Origin of the sequence: Sphingobium sp., from assembly GCF_049304695.1 — a bacterium.
Classification (GTDB): domain Bacteria; phylum Pseudomonadota; class Alphaproteobacteria; order Sphingomonadales; family Sphingomonadaceae; genus Sphingobium.
In genome coordinates, this window is record NZ_JBAQOK010000092.1 from 1 (window position 1) to 21,069 (window position 21,069).

Sequence of the window (21,069 nt, forward strand, 5' to 3'; positions counted from 1 at the left end):
CCCCTCCCCTTACAGGGGAGGATTTTGGTGTCGGATTTGTCGAACTCCACAATCGCCTAAACCATATCTTTCAGAGAGTATCGTGTTCCCGCGCAGGCGAGAACACGCGTCCCCCCAATCCTACCGCTGCTCACCAAACAGATGCTGGATAGGATAATGATGTTTGATGAAGGGGGATTTGATGACGACGTAACTGAAATATTTCTCGATGCCATAATCGCTTTCCAGCATCCCTTCGACGATCGACTGATAATGCGCCACGCCGCGCGTGACGAATTTCAGCAGATAATCATAACCGCCGCTGACCAGATGGCATTCGACGATTTCGTCCAGCTTGCGGATGCGGGTTTCGAAACGGGAAAAGTCGCCCGCGCGATGTTCGGTCAGCGTGACTTCGGTAAAGACAGTCAGAAATTCGCCCAGCTTGTGCAGGTTGATGTGCGCGCCATAGCCAGTGATGTAGCCGGCCTTTTCCAGCCGCTTGACGCGGGTCAGGCACGGGCTGGGTGACAGGCCGACCGCATCGGCCAGTTCCACATTGGTGATGCGGCCCGATTGCTGAAGCTGCGTGAGGATCTTGAGGTCGATCCTGTCCAGTCTGGGTCCGCCCAACATGTCCCGTGCTCCCCGTTTCTTTATCCCAGCGCCGCGCGAATATCGGCCTGTTCCAGCAAGCCGTCGAGCGTTTTCGTGATCCGCACGAATATCTCGTCCATTTCCCCGTCCGACGCGCACAGCGCAGGGGCGAGGCCGATGATATTGTCGCCAAAGGCCCGGAATATGACGCCATTGGCATAGCCATCGGCGAATAATCGCTCGGGCAGTTTGAGCGCGGGGTCGAAGCGGGCCTTGGTGCCCTTGTCCGCCACCAGTTCGATCGCCCCCAGCAATCCGCGTCCGCGCGTGTCGCCGACCATCGGGTGATTGGCGATCGTCGCCAACCCGGCGTCGAAGCGCGCCGCAACCTTCTGCCCGTTCGCCAGAATGCCACCCTCGGTATAGAGGCGCAGTACTTCCAGACCCACAGCTGCGCTGACCGGATGCCCCGAATAGGTCGCGCCATGGCCGATCACGACATCCGGGGCTGCGCCATCGGCGATGCCCTGATACACCGTGTCCGACATCAGCACCGCACCCATCGGCACATAACCGGCGGTCAGCCCCTTGGCGACCGTCATCAGGTCGGGCGTTACACCTTCCGCCTCGCAGGCGAACATCGGGCCGGTACGACCGAAGGCGGTGATGACTTCATCGGCAACCAGCAGGATGTCGAGGTCGTCGCAGGCCTGTCGTATGGCTTTGAGCCAGCCCACCGGTGGCACGATGACGCCGCCCGATCCCTGGATCGGTTCGCAGAAGAAGGCGGCGACATTGTCTGCGCCCAGTTCCGCCACCTTGTCCTTCAACTGCTGGACCGAACGGGCGATGATCGCCGCATCGTCGCCCTCCAGATCGCTGCGATAGGGATAGGGGGATGGGATATGATGCTGCCAGCGCAAGGGCAGGTCGAAGCCGCGATGGAAATTGGCGAGCGCCGTCAGGCCCGCGCCGGTGCTGCTGGACCCGTGATAGCCGCGATCCAGCGCTATGCACTGTTTCTTGGCGGGCTTGCCGATCGCGTTATAATAATGGGTGATGTAGCGGACGGCGGAATCGACGGCATCCGATCCGCCCAGCGTGAAGTAAACATGGTCCAGCCCCTCGGGGCTGAGTTCGACCAGCCTGTGCGCCAGCCGTGCGGCGGGTTCGCTTCCGAAATGGAAATAGCCCGTGGCGTAGGGCAGGCGGCGCATCTGCTCGGCCGCTGCCTCCACGATGCTGTCCTGTCCATAGCCGACATTGACGCACCACAGACCCGCAAACGCGTCCAGCAATTCGTTGCCGTCCATGTCGGTCAGCCACATGCCTTTGCCGCTTTGCAGCATCGTCGCGCCGCGCGCCTCATGCGCGCGAAAGGAGGTGACGGAATGGATCAGGTGATCGCGGTCGATGTCCAGCAGGGATCGGTTGGTATTCAGCGTCATCGGGTTGCTCGCCATGTAGTGATGGGGTCAGCCTATCGTCATGGCGCGGGTGCAAAGCCTGATATGCGGTGAATAGACGCCGCTGCCCGCTTTAATCGTAAGGCGGCGCAGCATAATCTGCCGCTGCCCGTGGGGCATCTGATTTGACAGGAAGCCGTGTTCCCGCGCAGGCGGGAACCCAGTCCCGCCATCTGAACTGGATTCCTGCCTGCGCGGGAACAGGTAGCTTCTTCGATGTGCGTTCTTACGCCAACGCGTCCGCGATCGCTTTCCCACATTCTTCGGTGCTGGCTTTGCCCTTGAGATCACCGGTGCGCAGGCCCGGTTCCGCCAGCACGGTTTCGACCGCGCGCATGATCGCGGCGGCGGCGTCCACTTCGCCCAGATGTTCCAGCATCATCGCCGCCGACCAGATCTGGCCGACCGGATTGGCGATACCCTTGCCTGCGATATCGGGTGCCGATCCATGAACCGGCTCAAACAGGGACGGGTGCGTGCCGTCCGGGTTGATATTGCCCGACGGCGCGACGCCGATCGTGCCGGTGCAGGCCGGGCCAAGATCGGACAATATGTCGCCAAACAGGTTGGACGCGACCACGACGTCGAACCGGTCGGGATTCAGCACGAACTGCGCGGTCAATATGTCGATATGATATTTGTCATGCGTGACGGTGGGATAGTTTTTCGCCATCTCCACGACACGTTCGTCCCACCATGGCATGGTGATGGCGATGCCGTTGGACTTGGTCGCGGACGTGACATGCTTGCGCTCGCGCGTGGCAGCCAGGTCGAAGGCGTAGCGCAGCACGCGGTCGGTGCCGTGGCGGGTCATCACCGTTTCCTGAATCACGATCTCGCGATCCGTGCCGGGAAACATCTTGCCGCCGACCGAACTATATTCGCCTTCGGTATTTTCACGCACGACCCAGAAATCGATGTCGCCCGGTTCGCGGCCCACCAGCGGACAGGGGACGCCCGGCATCAGGCGGACGGGACGCAGATTGACATATTGGTCATATTCGCGCCGGAACTGAAGCAGCGAACCCCATAGGGAAATATGGTCCGGCACCGTATCGGGCCAGCCGACCGCGCCGAAGAAGATGGCGTCGGGCCTGCCGATCCGCTCCTTCCAGTCGTCGGGCATCATCTTGCCATGTTTCGCGTAATAGTCGCAGCAGGCGAAATCCTGCCATGTCTGGTCGATCGTGAAGCCATAAAGGCTGGCCGCACGCTCCAGCACGCGCACGCCCTCGGGCATGACTTCCTTGCCAATGCCGTCGCCGGGGATGACGGAGATGGAATAGTTGCGCATGATACATCCTTTACGACGGACGTGTTCCCGCGAAGCGGGAACCCAGTTCAGAGGGTGGGGCTGGATTCCCGCCTTCGCGGGAACACGCGGCTCTACAGTTTCAGGCCTGCAATATGGAACGCCTTGGTCTCCAGATATTCCTCCATCCCGGCATGCGCGCCTTCGCGGCCAAGACCGGACATCTTGACGCCGCCGAATGGCGCGACTTCCATCGCGATCGAACCGCTGTTGAGCGCGACCATGCCCGCCTCCAGCCGTTCGGCGACGCGAAATGCGCGGTGCAGGTTTTCGGTGTAGAAATAGCTGGCAAGGCCATAGCTGGTCGCATTGGCCAGTTCGATCGCTTCATCTTCATGGGTGAAGCGGAACAGCGGTGCGACCGGGCCGAACGTCTCTTCTTCGGCGAGGCGCATGTCGCGCGTCGCACCGGTCAGTATGATGGGCGTGGCGAAACGGTCGCCGGTCGGGCCTTGCGGAGCCTGCGCAAAAAGGGTCGCGCCATGGGACAGGGCGTCGTCGATATGCGCCTTCACCTTGGCGGCGGCGGCGGCGTTGATCAATGGCCCGATGGTGGTGCCGGGCATATCGCCAGCGCCGACCTTCAGCGCGGCCACGGCGGCAGCCAGTTTTTCGGCGAACTGGTCATAGACGCTGTCCTGCACCAATATGCGGTTGGCGCATACGCAGGTCTGGCCTGCATTGCGGAACTTGCTGACCATCGTGCTGGCAACCGCCAGATCGATGTCGGCATCGTCGAACACGATCAGTGGCGCGTTGCCGCCCAGCTCGAAACTCACGCGTTTGATCGTGTCGGCGCATTGCCGCATCAGTAACGCACCGACCCGCGTCGATCCGGTGAAGGACAATTTGCGCACGACAGGGCTGGCGGTTAGCGCACCGCCGATGGCGGTCGGCATACCGGTCACGATGTTGAATACGCCCGCCGGGAAGCCCGCTTCCTCCGCAAGTTTCCCCAGAGCCAGCGCGCTATAGGGGGTCAGCTCCGATGGTTTGACCACCACCGGGCATCCTGCTGCCAAAGCAGGCGCGCATTTGCGCGTAATCATCGCGGCGGGGAAATTCCATGGCGTGATCGCGGCGGATACGCCGATCGGTTCCTTCATGATGAGGATGCGGCGGTTGGCTTCGGGGGCGGGGATGATGCCGCCCTCGACCCGGCGGGCTTCCTCCGCAAACCATTTGATGAAGCTGGCGGCATAGCGGATCTCGCCTTCCGCTTCGGCGATGGGCTTGCCCTGTTCCGCGGTCATGATGCGGCCCAGATCGGCCACATTGTCGATGACCAGCGCGTGCCAGCGCTCCAGTATCGCTGCGCGTTCGCCTGCGGTGCGGGCTTTCCACGCAGGGAAGGCGGCCTCTGCCGCATCGATCGCCGCCTGCGTATCGGCGGTGTCGCAATCAGGCACGGTGCCGATGATCGCCCCGGTCGCGGGATTGTCCACCGGAACGGTCGCGCCGGACGCAGCGTCGCGCCACTGGCCGCCGATGAAGGCCTGCTGCGTGAAAAGGGCGGGATTGGAAAGGGACAGCATCATCCGAGCGCCTGTGTCGTGAGGGAGAAAGTCTTGACGGCGGGGTCCGTCTGCGGCGTAGGCCCGCGCACCATGCGCATGACCCGGCCAACGCAGGGCAGGCCCAGTTCATCGAGCCATCCGCCAAGGCCGCTTTCTTCGGGGATGTCCAGACGGCAGAACATACCGCTGTTGGACCCCAGCCAGTGCGAGATCAGCGCCTTGGCTCCACCCGTGTCCGGTGCAATCGTCGGCCCTACAACATAGCCCCGGCCAAAACGGCGGAACAGCGCGAAACCGACCGGCTCGTTGCCGCGCGTCAGCACCACGCCCTGCGCACCGGGCACCAGCGCATCGAGCAGCGCGGCTCGATCCATGCCGGTCGCGCGGCGGGCCAGTGCATGAAGCATGGGCATATCCTTCGCGCCCAATGGACGGACCCGCTCGTCGGGGATGAGTTCGGCGACCGGCACGGCAAAGGCGGCGCCCTGATGCTGGAACACCGGGCCTGCCGGCGCAAAGCCCAGCTTATGATATAGCGGCGCGCCTTCGTCGGTCGCGTTGAGCAGGATGGTGCGATCGCCAAGGTCGGCCATCACCTGTTCCATCAGGCGGCGACCAAGGCCCATGCCCTGCGCGGCGGGGGATACGATGACCATGCCCAGCGTTGCGGCGTCGGTGCCATAGGTCCACGCCATCGCGGTGCCAATGACCTCCCCGTCCCGCTCCGCCACATAGCCAAAGCCCAGGCTCAGCAACATGTCCCAATCCTCGATCCGGTGAGGCCATTTCTGTTGACTGGACAGGGCATGGCCAGCGGGCAGGTCGTCCACGGTCATCCGCCGCAACTCCGCCATCGCCTCTATGCCTGTCGCCATGCCTGTCGCTCCATTGTCGGGAATAGTGTCTGCCGCCTGCAATGCTGTCGAAATCATATGTAGACCTTAATCGCCGTGGCCAAGCATGGGTTGCCGCCTTCGCGTCGTTTTTGGAAGATTATGGTGCGAACGCTGCCCTGCACCTGCATCGCATGCTGCGCGCGATCCATATTCTGCATGCCAGCCCGATGAAAAGGAAAGCCGCACCGTGGACAGTTTCGACCCCGATCTCATCACCCTGCCAACCGGCAGCAATTTCATCGGCGGGCGGCGCGTCGTGGGGCGGGGTGCGGGGATTCCGGTGCGGCGGCCATCCGACGGGCATGTCTATGCCGATCTGGACAGCGTGGATGATGCGCAACTGGGCGAAGCGGTCGAAGATGCGCAGCGCGCCTATAAAAGCAGCGGCTGGGCGCAGACTGATCCGCGCGGGCGGATGCGGGTGCTGCGCCGCTGGGCCGACCTGATCGAGGCGGACATGGATGCGCTCGCGCCATTGGAAGCGTTGGGATCGACCCGCATGGTCAAGGAAATCCGCGCCTGGGACATCGTCTATACCGCCGAAACCGTACGCTTCTTTGCCGAATGGGCAGATAAGGTCGGTGGCGAAGTGGCAGCGACGACGCCCGACAAGCTGGGGCTGACCATCCACGAACCCTATGGCGTGGTCGCCGCGATCGCGCCATGGAACCTGCCGCTGGTGATGGCCGCGTGGAAAATCGCGCCTGCGATTACGGCGGGCAACAGCATGGTGCTCAAGCCATCGGAAATGACGCCGTTCAGTATCGTACGGCTGGCCGAACTGGCGATCGAGGCGGGATTGCCGGCGGGCATTTTCAACATCGTGCAGGGGGATGGGCGGTCCGTCGGCGATCCGCTGGTGCGGCGGCCTGAAGTCGCGAAAGTGACGTTTACCGGATCGACGGCCACCGGCGCGGCGATCATGACGGCGTGCGCGCAGACAGGGCCGAAGCCGGTGACGCTGGAACTGGGCGGCAAAAGCCCGCAGATCATCTTTGCCGACGCGGCCATCGACAAGGCGTCGGCCATCGTTGCGCGCGCCATTACGCTCAACGCCGGACAGGTATGTGTCGCAGGATCGCGCCTGCTGGTGCAGGAAAGCGTGGCCGATGCCGTGATAGAGCGGATCATCCGTGCGTTCGAAGCGCATCGGGCGGGGCCGACATGGGCCGCCGACACGACGCTGGGGCCGATCATCTCCGATGGGCAGCTCGACCGGATCGACGGCATCGTGCAGCGCGCGGTGGCGCAGGGCGCGCAGGTGCTCACCGGCGGCGGACGGACGACCGCGCCGCAGCAGGGCAGTTATTTCATGCCCACTTTGCTGCACAATGCTGCGCAGCATAGCGAGGCAGTGCAGGGCGAAATTTTCGGGCCAGTGCTGACCGTCCAGACCTTTGCCGACGAGGCGGAAGCCTATGCGCTGGCCAATGACAGCGCCTACGGCCTGGCGGCGGGCGTGCATACCGGCGACATCGCGCTGGCGCTGCGCGCGACCCGTGCGCTGGAGGCCGGGACGGTGTGGGTCAATCGCTATGGCCGCAGCAACGATTTCATCCTGCCGACCGGTGGTTATAAACAGTCAGGCATCGGCAAGGATCTGGGCCGCGAAGCCTATCTCGCGAACCTGAAGACCAAGGTCGCGCTGATCGAGTTTTGATCCGCCTATGACATGATCATTCCCCCTCCGTTCGCTTCGAGCGAAGTCGAGAAGCAGGCGGTAAGGTGCCTATGTTTCTCGACTAGCTCGAAACGAACGGAGGTCGGTGACTGGCTTATTTGCCCGCCGCAAACCGTGCGATGTCGTAAGGTGCCATAGGAATATCCGTGCCGCCCGTAGCGATGATTTCCGCCATCGTTTCGCCCACGCCCGGCCCGATCTGAAACCCTGACCCTGAAAAGCCGAAGGCGTAATAGAGGCCGCTGGTCGTGGCGCTTGGTCCCATGACCGGCTGGCTGTCGGGCATATAGCCTTCGATGCCGGACCACACGCGGATGATGTTGAGTCGGGCCAGCGACGGAGCGAGGCGGCGGATATGCTTCAACTGGCTCACCGTATTCTGCGGCTCGACATAGGCGCGATAGGCGTCGGGGAAGGACGGCCCACGCGTGCTGCCACCCAGGATGATGTTGCCACGCGCGACCTGCCGGAAATAGACGGTTTCCTCCTCCACCGGCGTCATCACGCCCACGGCGGGCAGAATCGCGTAGGGGACAGGTTCAGTGACGCTCATGTTCGGACCGCGCGGCACAATCGGCACCGGCTCGCCAAATTGCGATGACAGCGCGTTGCCCCATGCGCCCGCCGTTATCAGCAGGATCGGCGCGCGAAACGTCCGCCCGTCCGCCGCCGTCACGATAAAATCCTCACCGACCTTTTGCGCGTCCACGATCTTCGTATTTTCATGGACGATCGCGCCCAGCCGCTGCGCCGCGCGGGCGAAAGCAGGGGCAGCGAGGCGCGGATTGGCATGGCCGTCGGTCGCGGAATAGGATCCGGCCAAAACGTCCGGGCCGAAGAAAGGGAATTTGTCGCGCAACGCATTGCCGCTGAGCAGTTCGAGTTCCAGCCCCTCCTCGCGTGCCTTGGCTGCATACTCCTCCATCGATCCGACCAGTTCGGGGCGTTCGCGATAGCAGACGCGGATATGGCCCGACTGAAGATATTCCACGTCCGCGCCCAGCAATTCTCGCGACCTGCGCCATGTGGCGATGGCGCGATTGGCCAGCGGAAGCTGGTGGACCGGGCGGCCCTGTCGTCGGACATTGCCGAAATTGGTGCCGCTCGCCTGCCGTCCGATCAGGTCGGTTTCCAGCAGCGTGACCGACAGGCCATGGCCGCGCAGGAACAGAGCGGCCGATGACCCCATCAGGCCGCCCCCCACGATGATGACGTCGCTGGCCGCGCTCATGCGTCCGTATCTCCAATGGAAACGGTCAGCGGTTTGACTGGTGCCTGTCCGCGCAAACGGCCAACCTGTTCGACCGGCACACCCGTTTCCGCAGCGATCAGTTCGGCAGCGGCGAGGCCGCAATAGCGACCCTGGCACCGACCCATGCCGACGCGGCTGAACGCCTTGGCCCGGTTGGCTTCCTGCGCACCGGTTTCGCGCATCACGCCACGCAGATCGCCCGCCGTCACCCCTTCGCATCGGCACAACACGGCCTCGTCGGGCAGGGCGGCAGCCTGATCGGCGGGCCATGGGAAGGCTTTGGCGAGACCGCGTGCGAACCGGGCGTAGATCGCCACATCGCCGCGCAACGATGTCATTTCGCCGCTATCGACCGGCAGGCCCAGATCGGCGAGCGCGGCAAGCGCCGCCAGCCGTCCGCTGGCCTCCGCCGATCGCGCGCCCAATATTTTGGCACCATCGCCCGCCAGATAGACGCCCGCCACGCTGGCCCGGCCATCCCGGTCCCGTTCGGGCAGCCACTGGCGCGTCAGCGGATCGAAGGCGAAGGCGCAGCGGGCCAGATCGGCCAACTGCGTTTCAGGCCGCAGATGATGACCCATCGCCACCGCGTCGCAGGCAATCGTCGTTTCCACGCCGGTCGCTGTGCGGAACCGGATACCCGTCACGCCGGACGCGGGATCGCCGATGATTTCCAGCGGGGTGACGCCGTTATGCAGCGCCGCTCCCGCACGCCTGAGCTTCATCGTCAGCGCCACGCCGTTCCACAGTACCGACGGCACGGCCAGCAGGTCGGGCAGCGCCTTGACCCGCGCGCTGAACGGTGCGGTATCCAGCACCGCCGCGACATCCGCGCCCGCTTCGACATATTGGCTGGCGACGAGATAGAGCAGGGGACCGGACCCCATGAACACGACCTTGTGGCCGATCGACACGGCCTGAGATTTCAGCGCGACCTGCGCGCCGCCAAGGCTATAGGCGCCAGCGAAATTCCAGCCCTTGACCGGCATCAGCCGATCGGTCGCCCCGGTACACAGCAGCAGTGCATCGAACGGCAGCGATTGTTGCGCCGCTCCGCATGCGGTCCAGACATGACCCTGCGCGATGTTCCACACCAATGTTTCCGGGCGGTAATCGACATCACCCTTCAGCGCATCGAACGCTTCGTGCAGCGCCTGCGCACGCGGGGCTTCGGTGCCGTAGAGTTTGGCATAGGGGCGGGTGAAATGGTCGGGCTGGCGGCGGTAGATCTGCCCGCCGTCGCGACGCCCCTCATCGATGACGATGGGACGAACACCCGCCTGCACGCAGGCCTGCGCCGCGCGGGTGCCGGATGGCCCTGCGCCCACGATGATTATGCGTGGTTCGGCCATGACGCCCCCGGCTGGCTGGTGACAATGCGCTGGCCCGATGCCGCGAGCGTGGAGCAGGCGCGCAGGCGGTCGCCGCTTTCCGTCCACACCCAGCAATCCTGACATGCGCCCATCAGGCAGAATCCCGCCCGCCGTTCCGGCCCGAATTCCGACTGGCGCAGCGCATCGCCCGCACTCAGCAGCGCGACCATCAGCGTGTCGCCCTCCAGCGCGGCGACGGGCGCGCCATCAACATGCACAGTGATGCCGGGGCGATCGGTTTCGCCCAGACGCACGAAACGGTTCATGACGGCATCAGGCTTTCGTCTCCAAGATGGCACAATATCCGGCTGCCCTTGTCCAGCTGACGGCGGGGCGGCGGCGTGGTGTTGCACAGGCCGTCCATGCGCGCAGGGCAGCGTGGCAGGAAGCGGCAGAGGTCGGGATGATCGCCGATCGCGCCGATTGGCGGGGGCGCTGCACCGGCATGGCTTTCCTCAAGCCAACCGGCCCGCATTTCGGGCACCGACCCGACCAACAGATCGGTGTAGGGATGGAAGGGAGCCTGACCGAACGCCGCGCGCGGCCCGGTTTCGACCATCGTGCCAGCATAAAGCACCAAAACATCGTCGCAGATCGCCCGCACGGTCGAAATATCATGGCTGATGAACATCGTCGCGATGCCCAGTTCCCGGCGCAGTTCCGCCATCAGGTCCAGGATCGCCGCGCCCACCACCGTGTCGAGCGCCGACGTCACTTCGTCGCACAGGATGAGTTGCGGATCGGCGGCCAGTGCGCGGGCCAGGTTGATCCGCTGCTTCTGCCCCCCAGACAGCCCACCGATCGGCCGGTCGATCAGGCTGGCGGGCAAGCGGATGAGGTCGAGCAGTTCCAGCACCCGCATATGCGCGGCATTGCCCTTCAACCCATGATAGAAGGTCAATGGTCGTTCCAGTATCCGTCCGACGCTGTGCGCGGGATTGAGCGCGGTGTCGGCATTCTGAAACACCAGCTGGACGCGACGGAACTGGTCACGCGTGCGGCCATGCAGGCCGGGCGGCAGCGGCTCTCCGTCCAGCAGCACCTGACCGCTGGTCGGTGGCAACAGCCCGGCGATCACGCGCGCGATGGTGGATTTACCCGACCCGCTCTCACCGATGACGCCCAAAGTCGCGCCGCGCTCGATCGTCAGGTTGATGTCGCGCAGCACGGGGACGCGCGGGCGGCCATCCTTGCCAATCCTGCCATAACCCGCCGTCATGCCCCGTATTTCCAGCAACGGCGCGGCGGGCAGGTCGGCCTTGACCGGTGTAGGACGCATGGCGGGGCGGGCGGCCGCCATCAGCGTGCGGGTATAATCGTCGGCGGGCGCATGCAATATCTGCGCGGCCTGGCCCGCTTCCCGGATGCGTCCCTGATGCAGCACGACGATCTGGTCCGCCATCTGCGCGACGACGGCCAGGTCGTGCGACACGTAGATGGCGGTCGCTCCGCGCTCCAGCACCACGGCCTTGAACGCGCGCAACACTTCGATCTGCGTGGTGACGTCCAGCGCGGTCGTCGGCTCGTCCAAAATGACGAGTTCGGGATCGGTAATCAGCGCCATCGCAGCCATCAGTCGTTGCAACTGACCGCCCGACAATTGGTGCGGATAACGCGCACCGATTGTCTCGGGAAAGGGCAGGGCGAGCGCACGGAACAGGTCCACTGCCTTGGCCTCAGCCTGCGCGCGCGGCATCAGGTCGTGGACCAACGCCGGTTCGACCACCTGATCCATGATCGTGCGCGACGGGTTGAAGGCGGACGCGGCGCTTTGCGCGATATAGGCGATGCGGTTGCCGCGCAGCGCCGCCAGCCCTTTGCGGTCTAGCGTCCCAATATCGGCATCGCCCACGCGGATCGATCCGCCAGCGATGACTGCACCGGGCCGTGCATGGCCCAGCATCGTCAGCGCGATGGTTGTCTTGCCGGACCCGGATTCGCCGATCAGCGCCAGCACTTGCCCGCGCTGCAAAGAAAAATCGATGCCGCTGACGATCGGGAATGTCTCCCCCGCCGCATTGCGCGCGGTAACGAGCAGGCCTTTTACCTCGACATGGGGTCTCTCGCTCACCGGCGTTTCCCCTGTCCCGGCCCGGAAACGCCAATCGCGTCGATCAGCAGGTTGACGCCCACGGTCAGCGTCGCGATGGCGATGGCGGGCGCCAGTATCGCCAGCGCGCCTTCGCCCAGCCCCGAAATATTCTCCCGCACCAGCGACCCCAGGTCCGCGTCCGGCGGCTGGACGCCCAGCCCCAGAAAGGACAGGCCCGACAGCAGCAGCACGATGAACACGAAGCGCAGGCCGAAATCGGCGAGCAGCGGGTGGATCATGTTCGGCAGGACTTCGGCGATGGCGATGTGGAAGCGCCCCTCGCCCCGCGCCCGCGCCACCTGCACATAGTCCATCTGCGCCAGATTGACTGCCAGCGCGCGGGCGATGCGATAATTGCCGGGGACATAGGTAAAGGCGGCAATCAGCAGCAGCAGGCCCAGCGACGATCCGAACGCCGCGACCAGCACCAGTGAAAAAATCTTGGAGGGGATGGAAATCAGCATGTCCATGAAGCGGCTGAGCGGTTCGTCCACCTTCGCGCCGCCCACCGCCGCCGTCAGCGCCAGTGCCGTGCCGGTCGTACTCGCCAGCAGCGCGGCGGCAGCAGCCAGACCGACAGTATAGCGCGCGCCCGAAAGCGTCCGGCTGAGCACGTCCCGGCCCAGATAGTCGCTGCCCAGCCAATGTGCCGCCGACTGACTGTCGAACACATCATAGGCGACGAAGGCGCCGATCGGATAGGGCGCGATCATCGGCCCGAACAGGGCAGCCAGCAGCCAGAAGATGACCAGCGTCAGCCCGATCTTGCCCGATAGCGGCAGCGCCTTGGCGTAGGAGAGTGCAGATGCGATCATTGCGCACGCAGCCTTGGGTTGGCGAGGATCGCGGTGACGTCGGCTATCAGCATCAACAGCAGATAGGCCGTGCAGAAGATCATGGCGCACGCCTGCAACAATGGCATGTCGCGGCTGGTGACGGCGTTGACCATCAGGCTGGCGAGGCCGGGATAGTTGAATATGGTTTCCACGATCACCGCCCCGCCCAGCAGATAGGACAGGCTTAATGCCATGGCGTTGACGATGGGGGCGATCGCGTTGGGCATGACGTGCTTCATGATGACTCGCACCGGCGTTACGCCTTTCAACACGGCCATTTCGACATAGGGCCGGTCCATCTGGTCGATCACCGCCGCGCGCGTCATCCGCGCCATTTGCGCGATCACGATGACGCTCAGCGTCAGGATCGGCATTGCCACCCCGCCCAGATATTCGCCCCATCCCATGTCGTTCGATGCCATCGCGATGGAGGGCAGCCAACGCAGCTTGACCGAAAAGATCAGCACGGCGATGGTCGCCACCAGAAATTCCGGCACCGCGACCATGGAAAGCGTCGCGACGTTCAGCGCGCGGTCGATCCGCCCGCCCCGGTTCATCGCTGACCCGATGCCGATGGACAAGGCGACCGGCACGGCGACCAGCGCGGTCAGGGCCGCCAGCAACAGGCTGTTAGGCAGTCGTTCGGCAATCACTTCGGACACCGGCATGTTGGCGACCATCGACTGTCCCGGATCGCCGCTGACCATGCCGCCGAGCCAACTGGCGTAACGGACATAGGCCGGGCGATCGAGGCCCATGTCATGGCGCAATGCTGCAACCTGATCCGCCGTTGCGCTCTGCCCCAGGACTTCCTGCGCCGCATCGCCGGGCAGCAGCTGCGCGATCACGAAGATCGTCACCGATACCAGCAGCAGCGTCAGAATGGAGGATGCGAACCGTTTGCCGATCAGAATGAATGCGGCCTTCATGCCGCCTTGGGAAGACGCGCCCGCCATCAGCCTTCCCACCACACATGTTCGGCAAATTGATAGCCCATCATGCCCCCAAAGGCGATCGGATACATGCCCTTCAATCGCCGGTCATGACCGTCGATCAGGTTAATGAACACCGGAATGCCAACCCCGCAATAATCGCGGACCAGTTCCTGCATTTCGCCATAAAGCTGCTTGCGCCGTGCCTGATCCGACTCGCCTCTGGCCTCCAGCAGCAAGTGATCGAAGCGGGGGTTTTTCCAACCGCTCTCGTTCCACGCTGCGTCGGACTTGTAGAACAGGCTGAACATCAGGTCTGCGGTGGGGCGCGGGTTCGTGTTGCCGAAGCCCAGCGGATGCTTCATCCAGTGGGTCGACCAGTAACCGTCGGCCGGCACCCGATTGACCGCCAGATTAAGACCGATGCGCGACCCATATTCCTGCAGGATCGACGCCATGTCGACCGATCCGTCCGCAGCAGGCGACGCATAGACCGGCAGCCGCGCATTGCCCAGCCCGGACCGCTGCAGATGCCAGCGCGCCTTGTCCAGATCCAGCGACCGCTGGGGCAGGTCCGCGCGATAATAGGGATGGAAGGGCGGGATCGGATGATCGTTGCCGATCGTCGCATAGCCGCGATAGAGCGCGCGCTTGATAAGGGGGCGGTCGAACAGATATTTCATCGTCGCGACGAAATGAGGGTTTCCGGTCGGCAGGCGGTCCTGCCGCATGATGAGGTTGGTGTGCAGTCCCGATGGCGTGACCATCAGCGTATGGCCCAGTGACGCCATGACGCGTTTGCTCGATCGCGGATTGACTGCCAGGATCAGGTGGACGTCCCCCGACAGCAGGGCGTTGACGCGGCTGGACTCGTCGGGGATGCCGATCAGTTCGATCTCATCCAGATAAGGTTTGCCCGGCTTCCAGAAATTGGGATTACGCCGTGCCAGCGTGCGAACACCGGGTCGAAACTGTGCGCACAGATAGGGTCCGGTGCCGTTCGCCGTGCGGAAATCGCTCGTCCCCTCGCGCAATATCGCAAAATGCGTCTGAGCAAGAATGGCGGGCAGGTCGGCATTGGGACCGGTCAGGCGAATGACCACGTCCTGTTTGCCCGCCGCCCGGATCTGCGCGAATTGCTGGGCGATTTGCGCCATCTTCGATCCCGTCGCCGGGTTCTTGTGGCGCAGCAGCGACCAGACCACGTCCTGCGCGGTCAGGCTTGCGCCATCATGAAAGGTCACGCCCCTGCGCAGCCGGATGTGCCAGTTGATCTGGTCCGTGCTCTCTATCCGTTCGGCCAGTTCCAGCTGGGGGACAAGGTTGCGGTCCAGTTGGGTGAGCAGGCTGTAGAACATATAATGACGGATATAGTCGCTCGACATCGACCCCTTGGCCGGATCGAGCGTGTCGGCGGTCGAACTGGACATGCCGGCAGCGCGAATGCGCCCGCCCCGCCGTGGACGACCGGCCGCCATCGCGCCATCGGGCAGAAGCAGCCCCGCACCAAGGCCAAGACCCGCGCCGATCAGGCCGCGACGGGAAAAAGGGGCCAATACATCGGTCAATGGATGACGTCCTGCCATTTATACCACAGGCCCACCATCGGCAGGAACCATGGCTTGCCGAAATGGCCCGGCACGCTGGGCCAGTCCAGCTGACCCCAAGGATTGGCGTCCGGCTCGCCGCTGATCACGCGCGCCATCTGCTGCCCCATATGGGTCGCCATCTGCACGCCATGGCCGCTGTAGCCCATGGAATAATATAGCCCGTCCCGCTCACCCGCGCGCGGCAGGCGATCGGCGGTCAGGTCGACCATGCCGCCCCACACATGATCGACGCCCACGCCCGCCAGCGCGGGAAACATCTGGCCCAGCGTCTGCTCCAATATGCGGCCGCTTTTCATGTCCGATCGCGGATCGCTGATGGCGAAGCGCGCGCGTCCGCCAAATATGAGGCGGTTGTCGGACGTCAGGCGGAAATAATTGCCGATATTCCTGCTGGTCACATAGTTGCGGCGATGGGGCAGCAGCGCGTCGATGGTCGTGTCGTCCAACGGCTCCGTCGCGATAAGGAAGCTGCCCACCGATATGATGCGGCGGCGAAACCAGCCGAACGCCTGGCCCGCAGGCGCGCCACCGGTCGCGACCAGCAATTGCCGGGCCATCACCGTCCCGCGCGGCGTCGTGACGCGCCAGCCCTGCGGGGACCGCGTAAAGTCGCTGACTCGTGCCTGTTCGTAAATGCGCGCACCCGCGCCCGCCGCGGCTTCCGCCAAACCGACGCCGAAGCGGGCCGGTTGAATCTGCGCGCTGGTGGTCTGGATCAATGCGCCGTAAAAATCGTCTGATCCCACTTCGTCGCGGATGCGTTCGGGTGGAACGAGCCGGACATTCTGATCGACTTCGCGCACCAGCAGGTCATGCGCGCGGGCCAGCTTGTCATAATGGGCGGGCTTGGCGGCCAGCTTCACCCGGCCGCAACGGTTGAAGCTGCAATCGATGCCCTCTTCGCGCACCAACCGCTCTACGGTATCGACCGCATCACAATGGGCGCGATAATAGGCTTTGGCTACGTCCTTGCCGAAACGGGCGGACAAGGCGCCATAATCATGGGACGTACCATTGTTGCATTGGCCCCCATTGCGCCCGGACGCTTCCCCCACGACCCGGTCCGCCTCCAGCAGGACGACATTTGCGCCGCGTCTGGCCAGTGCCAGCGCCGCCGATAGGCCGGTAAAGCCGCCGCCGATGATGGCAACATCGGCGACGCCCTCAACCGCGCCGTGCGCGCCGCCGGTGAAGGCAGGCGCGCTGGCGAGCCAATAGGAGAGGGGGGAAGCGACCATGGCGCTATTTAGAGACCGACGACCGCAGGCAGGCAACCGATATGCGGGATTTCCACGTCGCGGTAGAATGGGTTCGACGGCTCATGCCCGCGACCCACGAACACACGGCATCCAAAATGCAGGTCGGTCGCTGTATTCTGGTCGTAGCGGAAGCTGGACGAGACGTGCATCATATCTTCCGGATTAGCGCCCAGCTGGTCGAACATATATTCGAACGCCTGCATGCGCGGCTTGTAAGCCTGTGCCATCTGCGCGGTGTAGACCGCGTGGAAAGGCGCGCCCAGCATGCCGACATTATGATGGATCTGGTCGTTCATCGCGTTGGACAGGATGACGAGCGGGATTTTGTCGCCGATCTGGGACAGGCCACCGGCTACGTCGTCATGCGGACCCCATGTGGGCACGGCGGCATAGACCGCATCGGCGTCGGCCTCATTATAGGCAACGCCCCATTTCTGACATGTGCGACGCAGTGAGTTGCGGATAACTTCCTGATAGGGTTCCCAATCGCCCATCACCTGATCGAAACGAAGAGCGCCCCAGTCCTTGCAGAAGGCAGGCAGTTTTTCCGCATCGATGCGATCGGCCATGAAGGCGGTTGCCATTTCCGTCATGCGGAAACGGGTCAGCGTGCCGTAGCAGTCGAAGCTGATATATTTGGGCCGGAAATTGGGCATCGGAGGAACATCCTAACTGGGTTCGACAAATGGCCCGTGGGGCCGTGTGACAATGCTATTACGACATGGGCGAGCCGGAACATGCGCCTGATTGATTCATGGCCAAGGGCAGATTTGGCGCTTTTACGGTAGGTCATTCGGCAGGATTTGCTGCGCCTTGCGAAGCGGGGCGATCGGGCCGGTGATTTCGGCAAATTCCCCTTGTATCGATCGGTAGGCGGCATGGAATATCGCGCCTTCAATAGCCCCGCTGCCGTGCGACTTCACCCTCCATCGGTTGGCCCGCTTCATGGCGGTGGATATTGGCGATCAGGGCTTGTGCGGCGCTGTCCGCGCGGGTCATGCTGGCGATATGGGGCGTCATCAGGATGCGAGGATGCGCCCAGAATGGATGATCGGCAGGCAGCGGTTCGGGGTCGAACACGTCGAGAACAGCGCCTGAAACATGCCCTTCATCGATCAACGACAGCAGATCCTGCTCCACCAGATGCGCGCCCCGCCCGACATTGACGATCGCCGCCCCGGCAGGCAGCTGGAAAAGCGTATCACGGCACAGGATGCCGCGCGTCTGCGGCGTCAGCGGCAGCAGGCAGATGAGGATGTCGCACCCTGACAGAAAAGCCGTCAGTCCATCGTCCCCCGCATGACATTCCACGCCGTCGATCGCATGGGCCGACCGGCTCCATCCCGACAGGGCAAAGCCGAACGGCGCAAGCGCCCCCAGCACCGCTTGCCCCAGATGGCCCAGCCCCATCACGCCGACCCGGCGTTGATCGGCGGGGACCAGCTTGATCGGCGCCCACCGCGCTTCGCGCTGCGCGATGCCATGGTCGATCAGGTTGCGATGCAGCGCCAGCACCGCCATCGTGACATATTCGACCATACCCTGCGTGATGCCCGGTTCGATCATGCGCACGACGCGCACATGGGGCGGCAGGCTGGCCATGTCGAACTGGTCGATCCCTGCGCCGATCGAAAACAACACTTCAAGCGCAGGCAGCGTCGCGATCAGATCGGCCGACGGATTCCATGCGGCCAGATAGCGGATCGTGGCGGGGTCATAGGCGTCGCCCGGATCGACAAAGCCAATGGCCGAAGCCTGCGCCGCAAATATGTCGCGCCAGATGCGGCCGCGCGTCGCGTCGGATGTATAGAGCAGGCTCATCGTGGGATCCTGTGGCCGCCGTCAAAGAAAAGGCCGTCGGCAACAGCGCAACGACGCTGCCACCGACGGCTGGAAGAGGGCGGCGAACCGCCCCCGAACGCAATCAGAAATTAAACGTCCCGCGTACCGTGAACGACCGTGGCATGCCCGGCTGGATCCACAGTGCCGAATAGGAACTGGCGTAATATTTCTTGTCGAACAGGTTGTTGACGTCGGCAGACAGTTTGAACTGTTCGTTAAACGTGACCGAACCCAGCACCTTGGCGATTGTATAGCTTGGCAGATAGAAATTCGCCGCCGTTTGGCCCAGTCGGTTGCTGATATGCGTTACGCCCGCGCCCAGCATCGCCTTGTTGCTGCCGATATCGAACGTCTTGAACAGCAGGGCATTGCCCTGATGCTTGGGAATGTTGATCAGCGGATCGTTCTTGAACACACCGGCCAAAGGATAGTCGCCCGCCCAGCCTGCGTCGGTATAGGCGTAGGTCAGGAACAGTTCGAACCCGGCTGGCAGCTTGGCGTTGACGTCGAACTCGACGCCCTGGCTTTTGGCCGATCCAACCGCCACAGACAGGCCGGTCAGCAGATCGGCGGTCAGGACGTTGCTCTTCTTCATCTTGTATAGCGAAAGCGTGCTGGTGATCCGGCCATCCGGCGTCACGAACTTTGCACCGACTTCGTAGCTTTTGCTGACTTCCGGGGCGAAGGGATTGTTGTTCACATCGACGCCGCTGTTCGGCCGGAACCCCTTGCCATAGCTGGCGTAGAAGGAGAGGCTTTGTGTGGGTTCGAACACCAGTCCCGCCATCGGACTGAACTTGGTGTAGGACGCAGGATTGGTAAGCCCCAACCGGTTGTCGATATTCTGGCTGAAATCGTCATAGCGCCCGCCGAACCGGACTTTGAACTGTTCGGTGATCTCGATCTGGTCCTGCGCGTAAACGCCCCAGGCCTTCTGTGTTTCGGTGGAATTCTGGATGACGCTCGTCGGCGTGGGCGCTGCGATGTTATAGTTGGGAGTGAAGATGTCGATCGAATAGGACTGATCCGCTGCGGTTGGGCGATAGCGGGTCTGGAGCAATTCGATCTCGAACTTGTCCCAGTCCGCACCGACTCGGATATTGTGGACGATTGATCCGGTATTCACCTTGCCGCTGATTTCGCCCCGGAACACCAGATGGGTGGTGCTGTAATCGCGATAGCGGCGCTGGCGCGACAGGGTACGCCCGTTATTATCGATCAACTGACGACCAAGCGCCAGTTCGGGGTCGCTGGAAAAGCCTTCGAACGTCGTGTCCTTATATCCAGCGCCCAGCATAAGCGTCCAATCGCTGCTGAAGTCGTGCTGATATTGCGCCTGATGGCCCAGCACGCCGATTTTGATCGGGCCGTCATTGGGGTTGCCCAAAAAGCGCGAGTTGGGGATCGCGCCCAGATTATAGCTGGTGACGCCGTTGGTCACGGTGGGGATAGCCACAACACCACGATCGAACGGCACGTCCTGCTTCACATATTCCAGTTCGTAAGTGAAAATGTCCGCGTCCGACAGCTTCGCCAGAAAGGATGGCGTCAGCGTATATTTGCGCGTCTTGACCGTGTCGCGGAAACTTTCGGCATCCTCGACCGATCCGTTGATGCGGACGGCGACGGTGTCGCTCAGCGGCAGGTTGAAATCGCCCTCTACCCGGTAATTTTCCCAGCTGCCGCCACCGACGGTGAAGCTGCCATGCTGCTTGAAGTCGGGCTTTTTGGTGACGATGTTGATCGTGCCGCCCGGCTCGCCGCGCCCGAAGACCGCTGAGTTCGGACCCTTGAGCACTTCGATGCGCTCGACGTTCGATGCGTCGCGGGGGCCGCCATAACCGCGCCCGCCATTAAATCCGTTGACCAGGAAGCCGCTTGGAAAATTTTCGTCGCCGGCAAAACCGCGAATGGCGAAACTGTCCCACAGGCCACCGAAATTATTCTGCTTCGAAACACCGCTTGCCAGTTCCAGCGCGGTGTCGAGGCGGGTGATGTTCAGATCCTGAAGCAGCTTGCCTTCCAGAAACTGGACAGCCTGCGGGATTTCCTTGACCGGCGTGTCGCCGAAATATTGGCGCTTGAGGCCAGTGACGACGATGGCGTCGGCGGGCACTTCGGCGGCGGGTTCCTGGGCCGATGCGATGGATGGCAGGGCGATGGCGGCGGTGCTGGCGATAAGCGCCAGTCGGAGGGCGGATGATGGTCGCATTATGTGTATCCCCTTGTGAAGTCGCTGTTCCTGAATGTCCTGCGAAACGGAGACCGGCTGATTTGTTCTTCTGTCCCGAAGCGGACATTGCGTCCTGTCATCGGGGGCCGGGCTACGGGGTGTTCGATCACCTCTTCTTGAGATCGAGGCTAGGTCTAGTTACGGTTATATTACGTCAAACTTGGCCTGTGGGACGGTGCAAAATTGTGAATT

Annotated in this window: 17 protein-coding genes; 1 reads left to right on the forward strand and 16 read right to left on the reverse strand. The window is 63.2% G+C overall.

Annotation, left to right across the window (positions count from 1 at the left end; all coding sequences use genetic code 11):
* Window positions 1-120: 120 nt before the first annotated feature.
* From WA070_RS17345 to WA070_RS17365, 5 genes are all read right to left on the reverse strand, one after another.
* On the reverse strand, window positions 121-615 hold the full coding sequence (locus WA070_RS17345) for an Lrp/AsnC family transcriptional regulator (RefSeq protein WP_422635157.1): 495 nt from the start codon (window positions 613-615) through the stop codon (window positions 121-123).
* Between the two features lie 20 nt (window positions 616-635).
* Complete coding sequence (locus WA070_RS17350) at window positions 636-2,024, reverse strand: aspartate aminotransferase family protein (RefSeq protein WP_422635158.1); 1,389 nt, start codon at window positions 2,022-2,024, stop codon at window positions 636-638.
* Window positions 2,025-2,268: 244 nt separating this feature from the next.
* Complete coding sequence (locus WA070_RS17355) at window positions 2,269-3,336, reverse strand: tartrate dehydrogenase (protein ID WP_422635159.1); 1,068 nt, start codon at window positions 3,334-3,336, stop codon at window positions 2,269-2,271.
* 92 nt (window positions 3,337-3,428) lie between these two features.
* Window positions 3,429-4,892, reverse strand: a complete 1,464-nt coding sequence (locus WA070_RS17360; protein WP_422635160.1) for an NAD-dependent succinate-semialdehyde dehydrogenase — start codon at window positions 4,890-4,892, stop codon at window positions 3,429-3,431.
* A complete protein-coding gene (locus WA070_RS17365) occupies window positions 4,889-5,746 on the reverse strand; it encodes a GNAT family N-acetyltransferase (RefSeq protein WP_422635182.1) in 858 nt (285 codons plus the stop codon). The genes WA070_RS17360 and WA070_RS17365 overlap by 4 nt, the downstream gene beginning before the upstream one ends.
* A gap of 208 nt (window positions 5,747-5,954) precedes the next feature.
* Between WA070_RS17365 and WA070_RS17370 the strand changes: the two genes are divergently transcribed.
* Entirely contained in the window at window positions 5,955-7,427 is a 1,473-nt protein-coding gene (locus WA070_RS17370; RefSeq protein WP_422635161.1) for an aldehyde dehydrogenase family protein, read from the forward strand.
* 115 nt (window positions 7,428-7,542) lie between these two features.
* On the opposite strand, the gene WA070_RS17375 is transcribed toward WA070_RS17370, so the two are convergent.
* From WA070_RS17375 to WA070_RS17425, 11 genes are all read right to left on the reverse strand, one after another.
* Complete coding sequence (locus tag WA070_RS17375) at window positions 7,543-8,679, reverse strand: NAD(P)/FAD-dependent oxidoreductase (protein ID WP_422635162.1); 1,137 nt, start codon at window positions 8,677-8,679, stop codon at window positions 7,543-7,545.
* Window positions 8,676-10,052 carry an FAD-dependent oxidoreductase gene (locus tag WA070_RS17380; RefSeq protein ID WP_422635163.1) on the reverse strand — a complete coding sequence of 459 codons (1,377 nt, stop codon included), beginning with the start codon at window positions 10,050-10,052 and terminating at the stop codon, window positions 8,676-8,678. The genes WA070_RS17375 and WA070_RS17380 overlap by 4 nt, the downstream gene beginning before the upstream one ends.
* On the reverse strand, window positions 10,034-10,339 hold the full coding sequence (locus WA070_RS17385; protein ID WP_422635164.1) for a (2Fe-2S)-binding protein: 306 nt from the start codon (window positions 10,337-10,339) through the stop codon (window positions 10,034-10,036). Before WA070_RS17385 ends, WA070_RS17380 begins: the two co-directional genes overlap by 19 nt.
* A complete protein-coding gene (locus WA070_RS17390; RefSeq protein WP_422635165.1) occupies window positions 10,336-12,144 on the reverse strand; it encodes an ABC transporter ATP-binding protein in 1,809 nt (602 codons plus the stop codon). The genes WA070_RS17385 and WA070_RS17390 overlap by 4 nt, the downstream gene beginning before the upstream one ends.
* Window positions 12,141-12,980: an ABC transporter permease gene (locus WA070_RS17395; RefSeq protein WP_422635166.1), complete on the reverse strand. Its 840-nt coding sequence runs from the start codon at window positions 12,978-12,980 to the stop codon at window positions 12,141-12,143. Before WA070_RS17395 ends, WA070_RS17390 begins: the two co-directional genes overlap by 4 nt.
* A complete protein-coding gene (locus tag WA070_RS17400; protein WP_422635167.1) occupies window positions 12,977-13,957 on the reverse strand; it encodes an ABC transporter permease in 981 nt (326 codons plus the stop codon). Before WA070_RS17400 ends, WA070_RS17395 begins: the two co-directional genes overlap by 4 nt.
* The gene (locus tag WA070_RS17405; RefSeq protein WP_422635168.1) at window positions 13,957-15,501 is read right to left on the reverse strand and encodes an ABC transporter substrate-binding protein; all 1,545 of its coding nucleotides are present in this window, start codon (window positions 15,499-15,501) and stop codon (window positions 13,957-13,959) included. The genes WA070_RS17400 and WA070_RS17405 overlap by 1 nt, the downstream gene beginning before the upstream one ends.
* A complete protein-coding gene (locus WA070_RS17410; RefSeq protein WP_422635169.1) occupies window positions 15,498-16,781 on the reverse strand; it encodes an NAD(P)/FAD-dependent oxidoreductase in 1,284 nt (427 codons plus the stop codon). Before WA070_RS17410 ends, WA070_RS17405 begins: the two co-directional genes overlap by 4 nt.
* Window positions 16,782-16,789: 8 nt before the next feature.
* On the reverse strand, window positions 16,790-17,458 hold the full coding sequence (locus WA070_RS17415) for a haloacid dehalogenase type II (RefSeq protein WP_422635170.1): 669 nt from the start codon (window positions 17,456-17,458) through the stop codon (window positions 16,790-16,792).
* Between the two features lie 238 nt (window positions 17,459-17,696).
* Window positions 17,697-18,623 carry a 2-hydroxyacid dehydrogenase gene (locus tag WA070_RS17420; protein WP_422635171.1) on the reverse strand — a complete coding sequence of 309 codons (927 nt, stop codon included), beginning with the start codon at window positions 18,621-18,623 and terminating at the stop codon, window positions 17,697-17,699.
* Window positions 18,624-18,726: 103 nt separating this feature from the next.
* Complete coding sequence (locus WA070_RS17425; protein WP_422635172.1) at window positions 18,727-20,856, reverse strand: TonB-dependent siderophore receptor; 2,130 nt, start codon at window positions 20,854-20,856, stop codon at window positions 18,727-18,729.
* Between the last annotated feature and the right edge of the window lie 213 nt (window positions 20,857-21,069).

What these genes read in the sequence shown, in the direction of transcription:
- WA070_RS17345 (WP_422635157.1), bottom strand. Translation starts at nt 615, where the DNA reads ATGTTGGGCGGACCCAGACTGGACAGGATCGACCTCAAGATCCTCACG.
- WA070_RS17350 (WP_422635158.1), bottom strand. Translation starts at nt 2,024, where the DNA reads ATGACGCTGAATACCAACCGATCCCTGCTGGACATCGACCGCGATCAC.
- WA070_RS17355 (WP_422635159.1), bottom strand. Translation starts at nt 3,336, where the DNA reads ATGCGCAACTATTCCATCTCCGTCATCCCCGGCGACGGCATTGGCAAG.
- WA070_RS17360 (WP_422635160.1), bottom strand. Translation starts at nt 4,892, where the DNA reads ATGATGCTGTCCCTTTCCAATCCCGCCCTTTTCACGCAGCAGGCCTTC.
- WA070_RS17365 (WP_422635182.1), bottom strand. Translation starts at nt 5,746, where the DNA reads ATGGCGACAGGCATAGAGGCGATGGCGGAGTTGCGGCGGATGACCGTG.
- WA070_RS17375 (WP_422635162.1), bottom strand. Translation starts at nt 8,679, where the DNA reads ATGAGCGCGGCCAGCGACGTCATCATCGTGGGGGGCGGCCTGATGGGG.
- WA070_RS17380 (WP_422635163.1), bottom strand. Translation starts at nt 10,052, where the DNA reads ATGGCCGAACCACGCATAATCATCGTGGGCGCAGGGCCATCCGGCACC.
- WA070_RS17385 (WP_422635164.1), bottom strand. Translation starts at nt 10,339, where the DNA reads ATGAACCGTTTCGTGCGTCTGGGCGAAACCGATCGCCCCGGCATCACT.
- WA070_RS17395 (WP_422635166.1), bottom strand. Translation starts at nt 12,980, where the DNA reads ATGATCGCATCTGCACTCTCCTACGCCAAGGCGCTGCCGCTATCGGGC.
- WA070_RS17400 (WP_422635167.1), bottom strand. Translation starts at nt 13,957, where the DNA reads ATGGCGGGCGCGTCTTCCCAAGGCGGCATGAAGGCCGCATTCATTCTG.
- WA070_RS17410 (WP_422635169.1), bottom strand. Translation starts at nt 16,781, where the DNA reads ATGGTCGCTTCCCCCCTCTCCTATTGGCTCGCCAGCGCGCCTGCCTTC.
- WA070_RS17415 (WP_422635170.1), bottom strand. Translation starts at nt 17,458, where the DNA reads ATGCCCAATTTCCGGCCCAAATATATCAGCTTCGACTGCTACGGCACG.
- WA070_RS17420 (WP_422635171.1), bottom strand. Translation starts at nt 18,623, where the DNA reads ATGAGCCTGCTCTATACATCCGACGCGACGCGCGGCCGCATCTGGCGC.
- WA070_RS17425 (WP_422635172.1), bottom strand. Translation starts at nt 20,856, where the DNA reads ATGCGACCATCATCCGCCCTCCGACTGGCGCTTATCGCCAGCACCGCC.